10 protein-coding genes and 1 tRNA gene are annotated in these 15,116 nt (G+C 60.5%); 3 read left to right on the top strand and 8 right to left on the bottom strand.

Translation table 11 applies throughout. The features are described from left to right. Window positions 1-408 precede the first annotated feature (408 nt). The 3 genes from FCL40_RS06870 to FCL40_RS06860 all read left to right on the top strand — a co-directional run bounded on the left by FCL40_RS06870 (window position 409) and on the right by FCL40_RS06860 (window position 5,117). Entirely contained in the window at window positions 409-1,812 is a 1,404-nt protein-coding gene (locus tag FCL40_RS06870) for a wax ester/triacylglycerol synthase family O-acyltransferase (RefSeq protein WP_136852419.1), read from the top strand. A 65-nt stretch (window positions 1,813-1,877) separates the two neighbouring features. Further along, on the top strand, window positions 1,878-4,694 hold the full coding sequence (locus FCL40_RS06865) for a TolB-like translocation protein (RefSeq protein WP_136852418.1): 2,817 nt from the start codon (window positions 1,878-1,880) through the stop codon (window positions 4,692-4,694). 66 nt (window positions 4,695-4,760) lie between these two features. Further along, window positions 4,761-5,117 carry a hypothetical protein gene (locus FCL40_RS06860; RefSeq protein ID WP_136852417.1) on the top strand — a complete coding sequence of 119 codons (357 nt, stop codon included), beginning with the start codon at window positions 4,761-4,763 and terminating at the stop codon, window positions 5,115-5,117. A 42-nt stretch (window positions 5,118-5,159) separates the two neighbouring features. Here FCL40_RS06860 and fabV read toward each other — a convergent pair whose 3' ends face one another. From fabV to tig, 8 genes are all read right to left on the bottom strand, one after another. Further along, on the bottom strand, window positions 5,160-6,362 hold the full coding sequence (gene fabV / locus FCL40_RS06855; protein ID WP_136852416.1) for an enoyl-ACP reductase FabV: 1,203 nt from the start codon (window positions 6,360-6,362) through the stop codon (window positions 5,160-5,162). A gap of 246 nt (window positions 6,363-6,608) precedes the next feature. After that, window positions 6,609-8,456 carry a SurA N-terminal domain-containing protein gene (locus tag FCL40_RS06850; RefSeq protein ID WP_136852415.1) on the bottom strand — a complete coding sequence of 616 codons (1,848 nt, stop codon included), beginning with the start codon at window positions 8,454-8,456 and terminating at the stop codon, window positions 6,609-6,611. Window positions 8,457-8,550: 94 nt separating this feature from the next. Beyond that, window positions 8,551-8,627: transfer RNA gene (locus tag FCL40_RS06845), tRNA-Asp, on the bottom strand. Window positions 8,628-8,671: 44 nt separating this feature from the next. Further along, window positions 8,672-8,944, bottom strand: coding sequence for a nucleoid-associated protein HU-beta (gene hupB, locus FCL40_RS06840; protein ID WP_028109509.1), 273 nt, complete (start codon window positions 8,942-8,944; stop codon window positions 8,672-8,674). Window positions 8,945-9,238: 294 nt separating this feature from the next. Continuing rightward, window positions 9,239-11,587 (bottom strand): endopeptidase La, encoded by a 2,349-nt coding sequence (gene lon / locus FCL40_RS06835; protein WP_136852414.1) that lies wholly within the window; start codon window positions 11,585-11,587, stop codon window positions 9,239-9,241. A gap of 155 nt (window positions 11,588-11,742) precedes the next feature. Then, complete coding sequence (clpX, locus tag FCL40_RS06830; RefSeq protein ID WP_136852413.1) at window positions 11,743-13,023, bottom strand: ATP-dependent protease ATP-binding subunit ClpX; 1,281 nt, start codon at window positions 13,021-13,023, stop codon at window positions 11,743-11,745. Between the two features lie 72 nt (window positions 13,024-13,095). Continuing rightward, window positions 13,096-13,713: an ATP-dependent Clp endopeptidase proteolytic subunit ClpP gene (gene clpP / locus FCL40_RS06825; protein WP_136852412.1), complete on the bottom strand. Its 618-nt coding sequence runs from the start codon at window positions 13,711-13,713 to the stop codon at window positions 13,096-13,098. 91 nt (window positions 13,714-13,804) lie between these two features. After that, on the bottom strand, window positions 13,805-15,115 hold the full coding sequence (tig, locus tag FCL40_RS06820; RefSeq protein WP_136852411.1) for a trigger factor: 1,311 nt from the start codon (window positions 15,113-15,115) through the stop codon (window positions 13,805-13,807). Window position 15,116 lies beyond the last annotated feature (1 nt).

Raw genomic sequence — 15,116 nt, 5'->3', positions numbered from 1 at the left:
TAGGCGGCAAACCCGCTTTACTGGAGTTAGCGGCAGGCTGTCATCAAGCTGTAATGGTATTTTTTGACCAGCCACGCTCTCCGGGAGGGCATCACCGGCACGGGGTTACCCCAATGTAAAAAGCGGAGTAAATACCCTATTTTTGTCGTCCTTGTACTTAACTGATTTATCTGACCAAATTTTTTCAACTCCCAAGGGCTGGTTGAATTTGAATCGGCTCACCCTTCGCAACAACCGGAGCCCACTAAAGATCCCAAATTAGTGCTGATTAACAGAGAAACTGCCCATTGTTTGGATCCAGCGCATTGACCGGCGCCGCTCCCCTCCATACCTTAAGAGGACAGACCAGCACCAAAGGAGAGGTGTTGGCCGGTCTCTCTGCCGATAGATTACAAGGAGTACACCGACATGGCCCGCTTGTCCCTGATTGACGCTTCCTTTGTCCTGTTCGAAACCCGCTCAACCCCGATGCACGTGGGCGGCCTGTTCCTGGTGGCACCGGACACCCCAGACTACGCCGAGCGGTTGTTTCAGCATATGATGGACAGCAACCGAGTCCATGCTCCCTTCAATCGGGTACTCCATTTCGGACCGGGCCTGTGGCCAAGCTGGAAACGGCGGCAGCAGCTGGATCTGAGACGGCACCTGTTCCGTCATCACCTGGAGGATCATGGTGGAGAGTCTCAGTTACAGCGCCTGCTCGAGTCCCTGCACAGTCGGCAGATGGACAGACACAAGCCCCTGTGGGAGTGTCACCTGGTGGAGGGCCTGGAGCAGGGGCAGGTGGCGGTCTATGTGAAGATCCACCATGCCTGCGCCGATGGCATGAAGCTCAGCGCCCTGATGCAGCAGATGCTCAGCCTCAACCCGGACAGCAGTGTCAGCCCCGCCTTCTGGCAGTTTCCGCTGCACCGGCACCACAACCCCAACCCCACTTTGAAGCTGGCCTACGATTTCGCCCACAGCCTCTACCACCAGATACAGGAGTTGCCCAATCTGGCCAAGCTCACCGGCAAGCTGCTCTCCCGGGCGTTCTACCCCAGCATCAGCCGCCTGCCCATCCCCTTTACTGCCGAGCGCACCCTGTTCAACCAGGGACCGGAAGATAAACGAGTGATCGCCTGGGGCAACCTGCCCCTGGGATCCATTCGCCGCATCAGCCAATTTACCGGCGCCTCCATCAACGAAGTGGTCCTGGCGGTGTGTGATGCCGCCCTGCACCAGTACCTGATTGAGCACCAGCGTCCCAGCGACAAACCCCTGGTGGCCATCATGCCGGTGAACATGAAGGGGGACGGGGACACCAGAGACAACCACTTCTCGCCGGCACTGATTGAGCTGGGCCGGCGCCAGAACCAACCCACAGAGCGCCTCAAGGAGATCATGATCTCCAGCCGCCAGATCAAGCACGAAGCCAAGAGCTTCTCCCCCACCGCCTTTATGAACCTGTCGGTGGTCACCAATGCGCTGATGCTGCTCATCGGCCGCCTGGGGCTGGATACCCGTCTGCCGGCCATCAGCAACCTGATCATCTCCAATGTTCCCGGCCCCAAGGAGCCCCGCTACCTGTACGGAGCGCCGATCCGTTCCATCACCCCCTTCTCGCTGCTGCTCCCGGGCCAGAGCCTCAACATCACCATGTTCAGCTACAACGATCAGCTCAATATCGGTGTCACCGCCTGCCAGGGTGCCCTGTCGGACGCGGACAGACTGGTGCCCTACATCAACAGGGCATTGACCGCCCTGGAGCTGGATCTGCTCAGCGTCACCTTGGAGATGGCAAACCGGGAGAAGGAGAAGCAGCTGCAGTAGGCCGACTTTGCATCCGGTGAAGTGAACAGGATAGATTAGGCCTTTCTCCGCACAGGATGTGACTCATGAGATCTGCCCTGTTTGCCGCCCTGCTGGTGGCATTGATGACCCGGCTGGCCTGGGCCACCCCCGACCGGCACTGGCAGACCCTGGAAACGGAGCACTACCGCATCCACTTCACCCCTGAGCACGAGACCTGGGCCAGGCGGCTGGCCCTAGACGCCGACCGGCTGCAGCGGGCGGTGGGAGAAGCAGTGGGGCATCAGTTGCCCGCCAAGGTGGACCTGGTGGTTCGTGATCCCCTCAACCTGGCCAATGGCTTTGCCCTGCCACTCATCGGCCGCAGCCGCACCGTGTTCTACACCACCCCGCCGCTGTCCGACTCCCTCCTGTCCCACATGCCCGACTGGCCCACCCTGCTGCTGGTCCATGAGCAGGCCCACCTCAACCACCTAGCGCGGGAGTCACGCGCCCCCCTCACCCAGCTGTGGCAATCGCTCTATGTGGGCCTGCTGGAGGTGCCCCGCTGGGTCTCGGAGGGGTATGCCACGGTGATCGAGCATCGGCATGACGGTAAGGGGCGGCCGGCCAATGCCCTGGCCCAGGGCGTGCTGATGCAGTGGGCCCGTGAAGGCTACCTGCCCAACTACGCCCAGCTGTCCGCCGATGAGGACGCCTACCTCGGGATGAGCATGGCCTACCTGGTGGGCGCCAGCTACCTGCTGTGGCTACAACAGGAGTATGGGGAGCCCAGCCTCAAGCAGCTGTGGACCCGGATGGCGGCCAGGGAACCCCGCAGCTTCGAACAGGCGTTCGAAGGAGTATTCGGCCAGGGTCCGGAGCGGCTCTACCGCCGCTTCGTGGCGGAAACCACCTACCAGGCGATGAGCCAAGAGGCACAGGCACAGCCGGAGACCGGCGGGCAGTGGCTGGAGCACCACTGGCAGCTGTCCCCACCGACGATCTCCCCCTCCGGGGAGCAGTTAGCGGTGATCCAGGGGGACCAGAAGGGCTACAACCAGTCGCTGGTGGTGGTCAGCACCGCCGGCAACGAGCCGGCCCGACAGGCGTGGCTGGAGAAGCGCCAGGCGCGCCAGCAGGCCGACCCTCTGGATGTGCCGGACATTGAACCAGCCATGTTCAATCCGCAGGTGCTGCACACCCTGAACCGACGCAGTGGCCCCATGGTGGACCCGGTTTGGCTTGACGAGGATCGCATCCTGTTCAGCCAGTTGCTCAGGGATGAACGGGGGGCGTGGCACTTCGATCTGCACCTTTGGCAATTAAGCAGCCACCGGGTGACCCGGCTGACCCATGAACAAAACTTGGTGCGTCCGGCGCCCCATCCGGATGGGCGGCGGGTGCTGGCTCTGCAGAGAAAGGGCGGTCACAGCACCCTGATGGAGCTGGATCTAACCAGTGGCACCCTGACGGAGAGGGTCAGTGCCGGTACCGATGAGATCCTCGACTTTCCCGGCTATCGTCCCGGAGAGGATCGGCTCAGCTACCTCAAGCATCGCCGGGGCGAGTGGGATCTCTACCTGTCCGATGGCCAGAGTGAGATAGCCCTCGGCCTGCCCCGGATCAACGACGGCAACTTTGTCAGCTACCCCAGCTGGCAGTCGCCCGACGCCCTGCTGATCACCCTGGGTACCCCCCAGGGGGTCGCCAACTACCGCCTGCGCCTCAGTGACCGCTCACTGAGCCGACTGACCAGCTACCGGCAACTGGCCACCGCCCCGCGAAGCGACGGCGACGTCCTCTACTTCCTGGCCACCACCAGCCAGGGTCAAAGCCTCTACCGCCAACCGCTGACCCATCCCCCCCTGGCCCGCCACTCCCTGGCACCGACACTGGCCACGTCCCCGGCAGGGACGCCGGAACAGGATCCCCGCCCGGCGACAGTGTACGGCGTCGGCCCCCAGTACGCCGCCCTGGCCATCGGCGCCAACCTGACCCCATGGCAACAGGCGCTGGAGCTGGGCGTCAAGGGGGGCGATCCGGTCAACCGACTGCGCTGGCAACTGCTGGGACAGGGCGATACAGCCGGCACTCAACAGGGCGCCATCGCCTCATTGCGCTGGCAGGGCTGGCCGGTGGTGGTCAATGGCGACCTGCTTGCCCTGGAGCAGGAGTTCAGCGCCCTTAAGGCAAGTCAGACCCCCTGGCTGAGCGAGCGCCGCCTGGCGGCCCACCTCGGCCTGGACTGGCAACGGCGACTGACCGACGCCCTGCAGCTGGGGCTGGAGGCGGGCACCACCCTGGGCGAGGTGACGGAACGTCATAGCGGCAGGGACAGTGACTGGCGCAGTAGCTACCTGGGGATGGGGCTGGCCGGAGCGTGGCGCCGGGGTCCCTGGTCATTGGGCGGCCGCGTCGGCGGCCGGCAGACCTGGGGCGATAGCCTCGACGGCTGGCAACGCAGTGAAGGAGCGCTGGCCCTCTCCCTGGGCTGGCAGGATTGGACCCTTGTCGGAAACGCCGCCCTATGGGAGCTGGGGGGCTCCCCCTCCCGGTTAGATCTCCTGAGGCTGGGGGGCGCCCCCAGCAGCCTCACCCCCGACTGGCTTCCCTGGGGTCAGTTGACCGACGCGGCTCTGCCCCACTCCGCCCTGGTAGGGGAGCGGCTGGATCGCCTGGGGCTCTCCCTGGGCCAAGCGCCGCTGCAGCTGTTCTACCGCAGCTACCAGATGGACCGAGGCAACCGCCTGCCCGTGGCCGGCGTCAACCTCGAACTGGAGGGGATCGCCCCCTATATCTTCGATGCTCTGCCGGAGTTCGACGGCATGCAGGTCCGGATGGGCGTCGGCTGGGCCGGCGACAACGGCATAGAGGCCCCCATCGGCTGGAGTGGCTGGCTGAGCCTCTACTACCGGCTGTAGCGGCACTGGCATCCGGGCCCCCTCTTGGGTATGGTGGGGACCCGGCCTCCCCGTCAGAGTTTCGTCATGACCCCACAGCAGCTGCTCGAACACCTCTTCGCCCTGCCCACCCGTGAGCTGGACGCCTTCGCGTTGTCGACCGTGGTGCTCAGCCTGCTGCATCACGAAGGAGAATCCGCCCAATTGATGAAAGGAACATTGGCGGACAGACCCCATCATTGGGTGATCTGGCAGGAGTGGCTGGTGGATTTCCGCTACCCCGGCATCGGTGCCCCGGAAGCGGGCATTCGCCCTGTGGGTGAATGCTCACTCTACCGGGGAGAGCGGTCGGAGGTCGTCCCGATACCCAAGGTACTGTTGCCCACCTTCTGTGGCGGCGACCACGCCCACTTTGACCACCTGGCCGCTAGACGGGAGTCATAAAAAAACCGCCACAAGGGCGGTTTTCTCTTCTGGCCAAGGGCCTTAGATGTCGATAACGTCAAACTCCACCAGCGGATTGACGTCGGCATCGTAATCCACACCGTCGACACCGAAGCCAAACAGCTTGAGGAACTCCTCCTTGTACTGAACGTAGTCGGTCAGTTCCTTGAGGTTGTCGTCGGTCAGCTGGGGCCACAGATCACGGCAGTGCTGCTGGATGTCATCGCGCAGCTCCCAGTCATCCAGACGCAGGCGGTTCTCTTCGTCCACCTGGGGCGCGGAGTCGTCGGCCTTGTAGAGACGCTCGTTGAACATGCGGTAGATCTGTTCCATGCAGCCCTCGTGGACCCCCTCTTCGCGCATCTTCTTGAACACCATGGCGATGTACAGGGGCATCACCGGGATGGCGGAGGAGGCCTGGGTCACTACCGACTTCAGCACCGCCACGTTGGCGCTGCCGCCGTTGGCCTGAAGCTTGGCGTCCAGGGCGTGGGCGGCACGATCCAGGTCCTTCTTGGCATCGCCCAGGGCGCCGTGCCAGTAGATGGGCCAGGTGATCTCGGTGCCGATGTAGCTGTAGGCCACGGTCTTGCACCCCTCGGCCAGCACCCCGGCGTCGTTCAGGGCGTTGATCCACAGCTCCCAGTCCTCGCCCCCCATCACGGTCTTGGTGGCGGCGATCTCCTCCTCGGTGGCGGGCTCGATGGAGGCTTGGAACAGGCTGTCCTTGTTGGTGTCCACGGCGGTTGCGGTGTAGGTTTCACCCTTGGGCTTAAGTACCGAGCGCACCAGTTCCCCAGTGTCGGGCAGCTTGCGTACCGGGGAGGCCAGGGAGTAGACCACCATATCCACCTGCCCCAGGTCTTCCTTAATCAAGTCGATGGTCTTCTGCTTGGCTTCGTGGCTGAAGGCGTCACCATTGAGGCTCTTGGCATAGAGGCCGGCTTCGTGGGCCAGCTTGTCGAAGGCTGCCGCATTGTGCCAGCCGGCGGTGCCGGGCTTCTTCTCGGTGGCGGGCTTCTCAAAGAACACGCCGATGGTGGCGGCACCACAACCGAACGCCGCAGCAACACGGGAGGAGAGGCCGTAGCCACTGGAGGAGCCGATCACCAGTACCCGCTTGGGACCCTTTTCGATGGCACCCTTGGCCTGGGTGTAGGCGATCTGCTCACGTACATTCTGCTCACAGCCAACCGGGTGAGTGGTGGTACAGATGAAACCGCGAATCTTTGGCTTGATGATCATCAATATTTCCCTTGTCTGGTACCTGCACCTTGGCAGGAGTTCGGCCCCAAGTTTGGGCCAGTTCTCAAAATTTTCCGGAAAGCTTATCCAAAAGCGCCGGGGACGGAAAGGAAAAACCCGCAGATCCGACCATCGGTGCAAAATGCCAATTGCATTAAATTTCAGCTAAATGACCAGATATTTAATGCAATTGGCATAATAAAAAGGCGCGGACTGAGCCGCGCCTTGGAATCTTGAAGCCGACCCTTACTGAGCAGCGTAGTAGCTGATCTCGGCATTGGCACGCAGGGCATCGATCAGGGACTGGTAGTTCTCCTGTCCCATCACGCCCGCCAGGCGCAGTTTCAGCGCATCGGCAGCGGCGCGCTCGGCATCACCGTCGGTCACCTTGTCCAGGGCGACGATGGCGTAGTCACCGGTGCTCAGCTTGATGCTGCCCAAGGTAGGCTGGTCGGCAGGACGAGCCAGGGTGAACACCTGAGCCACCAGCTGCGGATCCACGCCGGGCTTACCCATACGAGCCAGGCCGGCCTCAGTCACCATCCCCTCGAGCTCGGCACCGGCCTCCAGTTCTGCCAGTTTGGCTTCGGCGGCAGCCTGAGCCAGCTTGGAGGCCTCTTCCGCCTTCAACTGGGCCAGGATCTGGTCACGAACCTCGGACAGGGGCTGGGTCCCGGCGGCCTGGTACTCCTTGGCACGCACCACAATCACGTGGCCGCTGCCCAGTTCGATGACGTCGCTGTTCATCTTATCCAGCACCACCGCATCGGAGAAGGCGGCGTTCAGCACCTTGGGATCGGCCAGGGACTGGGGCGCATTGAAGCGGTTGAACAACTGGCTGGTCTCGATGGTGGCGCCCACCTCGGCAGCGGCATCGTCCAGGCTGTCGGGGAACTGGAAGCTGGCATCGACCAGGCGCTGCTGCATGTCATAGAACGCCTCCTGGGCCTTCTCCAGCTTTACGGTGTCGGCGATCTCGGCCTTCACATCGTCGATGGGGGCTGCCACGCTCTCGGCAATCTCCTTGGCCTGGACGATCTGGAAGCCGAACTCGGTCTCCAGGATCTCAGATACCCCGCCCTTCTCCAGGGCAAACAGGGCGTCATCAAACGCCTTGTCCATCATGCCGCGCTCAAACCAGTCCAGCTCGCCACCATTCTCGGCGGAGAAATCATCGGACATCTCCCTGGCCACATCGGCAAAGGCTTCACCGGCCTTGATGCGGGCCAGAGCCCGCTCGGCCTTGGCACGATCGCCCTCGATCAGGATCATCGCCGCCAGACGGCGCTCAGGCTTCTGGTAGAGATTCTGGTGACCCTCATAGTAGGCCAGCAGCTCGTCGTCGCTGACCTCGATATCCTGGGCCAGGTCGGCGGCCTTGAGTTCGATGTACTCCAGGCTCACCTGCTCTGGGGTGGCGAAACGGTCCAGATTGGTGTCATAGAAGCTCTGCACCTGCTCATCGCCCACACTCACCTGATCCAGGTAGGCGGACTTGTCGATGGTCAGGTAACGGATGTCCCGCAACTGCTGCTGCAGCGCCAGCAGATCCTGAGCCTGCTCGGAGGTCACGATCTCGGTGCCGAACAGGGTGCTCAGCAGTTGCTGACGGATCATGTCCCGGCCGATGGTGGCGGCCAGACGATCGGGGGTCATGTTGATCTGGCGCAGAACCGCCTGGTAGCGATCGTTGTCGAAGCGACCGTCCACCTGGAACTCCGGAGTCTCGACAATGGCCTTCTTAATCTGCTCATCGGAGACACGCAGTCCCAGCTCCCGGGCCTTCTGATCCACCAGACGCTCAGACACCATACGCTCCAGCACAGAGCGCTGCACATTGGCCATCCAGGCAGGGTCGGCAGCCAGGGTGTCGAACATCTCGCCCATCTGCTGACGCAGCCGGCTTTGCTCATTCTGCAGGGCCACGCTCAGGTCGTAGCGGGTGATATCCTCACCATTGACGGCGGCGGCATTGGCCTGGCCGTTGGAGCCCAGATAGCTGTAGATTCCGGACAGTGCAAATGAAAGAATCACGGCACCCAGGATAATCTTGGCGGCGCCTCCCTGCGATCCTTCACGAATTTTTTCTAACATCAGACGTCTCTTTTAGAACGAGCTGGAACCTGTTGTACCGCGCCAGGCGGGTACAAAATAAAAAAAGCGCATCCTGGATGCGCCTTTGAAAAGCTGGCGGAGTGGACGGGACTCGAACCCGCGACCCCCGGCGTGACAGGCCGGTATTCTAACCAACTGAACTACCACTCCGAAACTAAAAAACGCTCACAACATTGGGAGCGTCCTCTGGTAACTTAGTTTACCGCGTCTTTCAGCGCTTTACCGGCCTTGAATGCAGGGATCTTCGCAGCTGCGATCTTGATCTCTTGGCCAGTTTGAGGGTTGCGACCGGTGCGCTCGGCACGCTCGCGTACTTCAAAGGTACCGAAACCAACCAGGGAGATCTTGTCGCCCTCTTTCAGAGTGTCGGTGATTGCTTCAATGAAGGAATCCAGAGCGCGGCTGGCCGCAGCTTTGGAGATATCAGCACCAGAAGCGATTTGATCGATCAGTTGAGATTTGTTCATTTCATCCCCTTCAATTCTAATTTTGCGCCGCTGCCATTCCATACGCTAGCGCGGTCTGCGGAGAGTTTTATATCAAGCCTAATTTCAAAGTTCAAGCGTTCAAAGAGCCGCACGACATGGAAACCAGGATACCGCTCAAAGCCAGTCATGACGCGCCCTATAGCGCACTGAGCCTTGGTTCAAACCATACACTACACAGTGAAATCCAGATTGCAAAGCCCTTTTTACGGTTTTTGCTTCCAAATCAAAAATGCGCCATAAAAAAGGCGCATTTTGGGGGGTGTTTAGCCACTTTTAGGCCACAGATTCAAACCCTTCCGGTGGATTTTCCAGTGCCAGACTCAGCACTTCATCGATCCACTGGACCGGATGAATGGCCAAATCCTTCTTCACGTTTTCCGGAATCTCCTCGAGATCGCGGGCATTCTCCTTGGGAATCAACACCGTCTTGATGCCGCCCCGGTGGGCAGCCAGCAGTTTCTCCTTGAGGCCACCGATGGGCAGTACTTCGCCCCTCAGGGTGATCTCTCCGGTCATGGCCACATCGGCACGCACCGGGTTACCGGTGAGGCTGGAAACCAGGGCGGTGCACATGGCGATGCCGGCGGAGGGCCCATCCTTGGGAGTGGCCCCCTCGGGAACGTGCACGTGGATGTCCCGCTTCTCGTAGAAGTCCGGGTTGATGCGCAACTTATCCGCACGGGAGCGGACCACGGTCATCGCCGCCTGGATGGACTCCTGCATCACATCGCCCAGGGAGCCGGTGTAGGCCAGCTTGCCCTTGCCGGGCACCGAGGTCGCCTCGATGGTCAGCAGATCGCCACCCACCTCGGTCCAGGCCAGGCCCACCACCTGGCCCACCTGGTTGTTCTCCTCGGCCTTGCCGTAGTCGAAGCGCTGCACCCCGAGGAAATCCTTGAGGTTGTCGCCATTGACGGTCACCGATTTCTGCGACTTGTCCAGCAGCAGCTGCTTCACCGCCTTGCGACAGATCTTGGAGATCTCCCGCTCCAGGCTGCGCACGCCCGCTTCCCGGGTGTAGTAGCGAATGATGCCGACGATGGCGTCATCCTCCACGGTCAGTTCACTTGCCTTGAGGCCATTGCGCTTGATCTGCTTGGAGAGCAGGTGCTGTTTGGCAATATTGAGCTTCTCGTCTTCGGTGTAGCCGGAGAGACGGATCACCTCCATCCGGTCCAGCAGCGGCCCCGGGATGTTCATCGAGTTGGAGGTGGCGACAAACATCACATCGGACAGATCGTAATCCACCTCCAGATAGTGATCGTTGAAGGCGTTGTTCTGCTCGGGGTCCAGCACCTCCAGCAGCGCCGATGCAGGATCGCCGCGCATGTCGGAGCTCATCTTGTCAATCTCATCCAGCAGGAACAGTGGATTACGCACCTCCACCTTGGCCATCTTTTGAATCAGCTTACCAGGCAGTGAACCGATGTAGGTACGGCGGTGCCCGCGGATCTCCGCTTCATCCCGCACCCCACCCAGAGCCATGCGCACGTATTTGCGCCCGGTCGCCCGGGCGATGGACTGGCCCAGGGAGGTCTTACCTACCCCCGGAGGTCCCACCAGGCACAGAATTGGCCCCTTGAGTTGCCTGACTCTGGACTGCACCGCCAGGTACTCCAGGATCCGATCCTTCACCTTCTCCAGGCCATAGTGATCGGCATCCAGCACCTCCTGGGCACGGGCAATGTCCTTCTTCACCTTGCTGCGCTTGGTCCAGGGCACGCTCACCATCCAGTCGATGTAGCTGCGCACCACGGTGGCCTCGGCCGACATGGGGGACATCATCTTCAGCTTGTTCAGCTCGGCCTCGGTTTTCTCCTGGGCCTCCTTGGGCATGCCCGCCTCGGCAATCTTCTTGGAGAGCGTCTCGAACTCATCGGGTACGTCATCCAGTTCACCAAGCTCCTTCTGAATCGCCTTCATCTGTTCATTCAGATAGTACTCGCGCTGGCTCTTCTCCATCTGCTTCTTGACGCGGGAGCGGATCTTCTTCTCCACCTGGAGGATATCGATCTCCGACTCCATCATCGCCATCAGGTACTCCAGACGCTCGGAGACATTGTCCATCTCCAGTACCGCCTGCTTCTCCTCCAGCTTCAGCGGCATGTGCGCCGCCATGGTATCCGCCAGGCGAGCCGCCTCGTCGATGCCGTTGAGCGAAGTCAGCACCTCCGGTGGAATCTTCTTGTTGAGCTTGATGTACCCTTCGAACTGACCGATGGCGGTGCGCACCAGCACCTCCTCCTCGCGCTCATCCATCCGCTCGGTCTCGACGAAGCGGGCATCGGCCACCAGGAAGGGCTCCTCATCGGTAAACTGCTCAATGCGAGCGCGCTGACTGCCCTCCACCAGCACCTTGACGGTGCCGTCAGGCAGTTTCAGCAGCTGCAGGATAGACGCCACTGTACCCAGCTGGTAGACGTCATCAACCGTGGGGTCGTCCTGCTCGGCCTCCTTCTGGGCCACCAGCAGAACCTGTTTGTCCTGCTCCATGGCGGCCTCGAGGCAGTTGATCGACTTCTGCCGGCCGACAAACAGGGGGATCACCATATGGGGGTAGACCACCACATCCCGTAATGGCAAAACCGGGATCTGGACAAGGTCGGAGCGCTCTATTGTCATGGCTCTATTCCGTTTCAGCTACCGGCCTGCTCCAAACGCAGGCCATCCGTAATTCAGTATATGGGGGCATTTCTGGCAGTTTCAATTATTTATTTGAATTCGAACCAATAAAAAAAGGAGCCAATTTGGCTCCTTTTTTCAACACACTAAGGTGATCACTCTGAAGAAGCCACCTGGGCATCTGAGCCATCGTAGATGAGGATGGGATCAGACTCCCCCTTGATCACCGACTCGTCGATCACCACCTTGCTGACATCGTCGGCGGAGGGCAGATCGTACATGGTGTCCAGCAGAACCCCTTCGACGATGGAGCGCAATCCCCGGGCACCGGTCTTGCGGGCCATCGCCTTCTTGGCAATGGCGCGCAGGGCGTCATCGCGGAACTCCAGATCGACATCCTCCAGGGCAAACAGGGCACCGTACTGCTTGGTCAGCGAATTCTTCGGCTCCTGCAGGATCTGGATCAGGGCTTCCTCATCCAGCTCACCCAGGGTCGCGACCACCGGCAATCGGCCGATAAACTCGGGAATCAGGCCATACTTCACCAGATCCTCCGGTTCAACCTGCTGGAAGGTCTCGGTCAGAGACTGGGTATCGTTTTTGCCGCGCACTTCGGCACCGAAACCGATGCCGGTACCGGTCAGGGCACGCTGCTCGATCACCTTATCCAAGCCGGCGAAGGCGCCACCGCAGATAAACAGGATCTTGGATGTGTCCACCTGCAGGAACTCCTGCTGGGGGTGCTTACGGCCGCCCTGGGGCGGAACCGCGGCAACGGTGCCCTCAATCAGCTTCAGCAGTGCCTGCTGAACACCCTCACCGGAGACGTCCCGCGTGATGGAGGGGTTGTCAGACTTGCGGGAGATCTTGTCGATCTCATCGATGTAGACGATGCCGCGCTGGGCCTTCTCCACATCGTAGTCGCACTTCTGCAGCAACTTCTGGATGATGTTCTCCACATCTTCACCCACGTAACCGGCCTCGGTCAGGGTGGTGGCATCAGCCATGGTGAAGGGCACGTCCAGCAAGCGGGCCAGGGTCTCCGCCAGCAGGGTCTTACCGGAGCCGGTAGGACCGATCAGCAGGATGTTGCTCTTGCCCAGCTCCACTTCGGCGTTGTCACCGCCATGGCGCAGACGTTTGTAGTGGTTGTACACCGCCACCGCCAGCACCTTCTTGGCCTGGTTCTGGCCAATCACATAGTCATCCAGGTGAGAGCGGATCTCATGGGGCGTGGGCAGGCGATCACTGTCGCGCTTGGGCACCAGCTCCTTGACCTCTTCACGAATGATGTCGTTACAGAGATCCACACACTCATCACAGATATAAACGGAAGGGCCGGCGATCAGCTTCCGCACTTCGTGCTGGCTCTTTCCACAGAAGGAGCAGTACAGCAGTTTGCTGTTTTCGCCATCACCCTTGGAGATATCACTCATTCAGCTACCTCATCGCTGTGCCTGCCGGCAGGGCCGTCCACCTTAGTGTACGCCACCCCCGGCTGCTTTGCTTTACTCTGCGCCGCGCTTGGTCAGTACGGAATCGACCAGTCCGTACTCGACGGCTTCGTTGGCACTCATGAAGTTATCCCGGTCAGTATCGCGCTCTACCACTTCCAGAGGCTGACCGGTATGCTCAGCCAACAGGCTGTTCAGTTTCTGTTTGATGCCGATGATCTCCTGCGCATGGATGGCGATATCGGACGCCTGGCCCTGGAAGCCCCCCAGCGGCTGGTGGATCATCACCCGGGAGTTGGGCAGCACATGGCGCTTGCCCTTGGCACCACCGGCCAGCAGGAAGGCGCCCATGGAGGCCGCCTGGCCCATGCACACGGTACTGACATCGGGCTTGATGAACTGCATGGTGTCATAGATGGACATGCCTGCGGTCACCGACCCACCGGGAGAGTTGATATACAGATAGATGTCCTTGTCCGGGTTCTCGGACTCCAGGAACAACAGCTGTGCCACCACCAGGTTGGCCATGTGATCCTCTACCGGTCCGGTCAGGAAGATCACCCGCTCCTTCAGCAGACGGGAGTAGATGTCGTAGGAACGCTCACCCTTGGCGGTCTGCTCCACCACCATAGGGACCAAAGCGTTGAGAGGAGATTCGAGCAAATGCTGCATATTCAATCCGTTTCCTAACAAAATGGCTCGCATGAGAACAACCCCATACGAGCCATAATATGATCGGCCCCAGGGGCCAAGTCAAATCAACTTAGGCAGCAGGCTGCTGTTGATTCATGAACTCTTGGAAGTTCACTTCCTTCTCAGAAACCTTGGCATCGGCCATCAGGGCTTCAACAGCCTGCTCTTCCAGGGCAACGTTGCGCATGTTCTGCATCATCTCCTGGTTGTTGTTGTAGTATTCAACAACTTCCTGAGGATCTTCGTAAGCGGAGGCCATGGACTCGATCAGGGCGGCAACGCGCTCCTCTTCCACCTTCAGCTCCTTCTGCTTGATCACTTCACCCAGCAGCAGACCGATGCGTACGCGGCGCTCGGCTTGCTCGGTGAACAGCTCGGCAGGCAGCTCGGGCATGTTGTTACCCTGCATACCACCAAAGCGCTGCATCGCCTGCTGACGCAGAACGTTGATCTCGCCCTCGACCAGCGGCTTGGGTACATCGATCTCGTTGGCCTTCAGCAGACCGTCCAGGGCCTGCTCCTTGATCTTGGCTTTCAGGGCCTGGGACAGCTCACGCTCCATGTTCTTGCGAATCTCGGCCTTGAGGGCATCCAGACCGCCTTCGGCGATACCGAACTTGGAAACGAACTCATCGTTCAGCTCAGGCAGCACCTGGGCCTCGACGCTGTGCAGTTTGATGGCGAACTGAGCGGCTTTGCCCTTCAGGTTCTCGGCGTGATACTCCTCGGGGAAGGTCACGTCGATGGTAAACTCGTCACCGGCCTTCTTGCCCAGCAGACCGTCTTCGAAGCCAGGGATCATGCGACCGGAGCCCAGAACCAGCTCGAAACCTTCAGACTTGCCGCCGTCGAAGGCTTCGCCATCGATGGAACCTTCAAAGTCCAGCTTAACCTTGTCGTCGTTGGCCGCTTCGCGCTCAACCGCATCGAAAGTGGCGTGCTGCTTACGCAGAGTCTCGATCATCGCGTCCACGTCAGCGTCGGTTACGTCACAGACGGGCTTCTCGATCTCGATGTCGGTCAGGCCAGCCAGCTCAACTTCCGGGTAGACTTCGAACTGGGCGTTGAACTGCAGGTCCTGGCCCTCATTATCAGCAACCACTTCGAAGCGGGGGGCGCCGGCAGGGTTCAGTTTCTGCTCAACGATGGCTTCGAAGAACTTCTGCTGCATGACTTCGCCCAGGGTCTCCTGGCGAATGGCAGCACCGTAGCGCTTCTTGAATACAGACACAGGCACCTTACCCGGACGGAAGCCGTCCAGACGTACGCGCTTGGCTTCGGCCTTCATCTTTTCAGTTACTTTAGGCTCGAATTCTGCGCTCTCAACGGTAATGGTCAGGCGGCGCTCCAGGCCTTCCAGGGTTTCGAAAGAAACTTGCATT

Origin of the sequence: Ferrimonas sediminicola, from assembly GCF_005116715.1 — a bacterium.
In the GTDB taxonomy this organism is placed as follows: Bacteria; Pseudomonadota; Gammaproteobacteria; order Enterobacterales; family Shewanellaceae; genus Ferrimonas; species Ferrimonas sediminicola.
This window is presented reverse-complemented; position numbering and strand designations above follow the sequence as displayed.